2 protein-coding genes are annotated in these 1,385 nt (G+C 68.2%); both read left to right on the top strand.

What is annotated here, in order from left to right; all coding sequences use genetic code 11:
* A partial coding sequence (locus EOA28_RS35735; RefSeq protein WP_189342382.1) for a histidinol dehydrogenase occupies positions 1–346 on the top strand: 346 nt, incomplete at its 5' end.
* A 5-nt stretch (positions 347–351) separates the two neighbouring features.
* Positions 352–1,374: an alcohol dehydrogenase catalytic domain-containing protein gene (locus tag EOA28_RS35740; protein WP_127250648.1), complete on the top strand. Its 1,023-nt coding sequence runs from the start codon at positions 352–354 to the stop codon at positions 1,372–1,374.
* The last annotated feature ends 11 nt before the right edge of the window (positions 1,375–1,385 follow it).

Below are 1,385 nucleotides of genomic sequence, written 5' to 3' on the forward strand. Positions count from 1 at the left end.
CATCAACGACTATGCGCCCGAGCACCTCGAAATCCTGTCCAGAGAGCCGTTCGCGCATCTCGGCCACATCACCGAGGCGGCCGAGATCCTCATGGGTCCGCACACGCCGGTGACGCTCGCCAATTTCGTCCTCGGGCCGAATGCGGTGCTGCCGACCAGCCGCTGGGCGCGCACTTACGGGCCGCTTTCGGTGACGGATTTCCTGAAACGTTCGTCGGTCGGTTATGTGACCTCGGCCGCCTATCCGGAGCTTGCCGGCCATGCCCGCAGGCTTGCCCGCTATGAGGGGTTCAGCTCGCACGAGAACGCGGTCTCGGAAATCCGCGACCGCTATCTCGGCGCCTGACGGCGATGAAGGCCGCCAGACTGCATGGACCCGGCGACCTGCGCGTCGAGAATATCGCCGCGCCAGGGCCTCCCGAGCCGGGCTGGGTGAAGCTCAATGTCGACGCCGCCGGCATCTGCGGTTCCGACCTCCACAATTTCCGCACCGGCCAATGGATAAGCCGCGCGCCGTCGACGGCCGGCCATGAACTGACCGGCACGGTGGTCGCGGTCGGCGAGGGCGTCGGCACCGTCGCCGTGGGTGACCGGGTGGTCGCCGATTCCCGCTTCTGGTGCGGGGAATGCGCGCAATGCCGCGCGGGCAGGCGGCATCTGTGCGCCTCGCTGGGCTTCGTCGGCGAAGTATGCGACGGCGGCTTTGCCGAGCAGACGGTGCTGCCGGCGCGCCTGCTGCATCTCATCGACGCCGCGCTGGATGAAAGAGTGGCGGCCATGGCCGAGCCGCTCGCCGTCGCGCTGCATGCTGTGCGGCGCCTGCCGAAGACCGCGGGTTCGGTGCTTGTCGTGGGCTGCGGCACCATCGGCGGCTTGGCGGCGCTGCTCCTGTCGCGGACGCTCCCGGGCAGGGTGCTGATCGCCGACCGCAACAAGGCGCGCTGCGAGCGTGTCGCCCGGGTGACCGGCGCCACCATCGTCGATCTCGACCGCGAGGCCATTGCCGAAGCCACCGCCGACGCGCCTCTGCTTGCGGCCGTCGAGGCCACCGGCAGCATCGCCGCGCTCAACCAGTTGCTGGGTGTTCTGGGTTCCGGCGCCACCGTGGCGCTGGTCGGCATTTTCCACGGCCGCCTCGACATCGACCCCAACATGCTGGTCGAGCGCGAGATCGGTCTGCTGGGCTGCCATGCCTTTGCCGATGAGCTGCCCGACGCCATCGGGATGCTGGCGGAGCTGTCCGGACCACTGATCAGCCTGATCGATCGCGAGATCGGCCTGGACGATATTCCCGCCGCTTATGAGCGTCTTTTGGCGGGGCAGGGCGACGGCTTGAAAACCATTATCCGGCTGCGGCAGCCTGCCGGCACCTGATTTCCGATGTT

The organism is Mesorhizobium sp. M2A.F.Ca.ET.067.02.1.1, assembly GCF_004023285.1.
Lineage (GTDB): Bacteria > Pseudomonadota > Alphaproteobacteria > Rhizobiales > Rhizobiaceae > Mesorhizobium.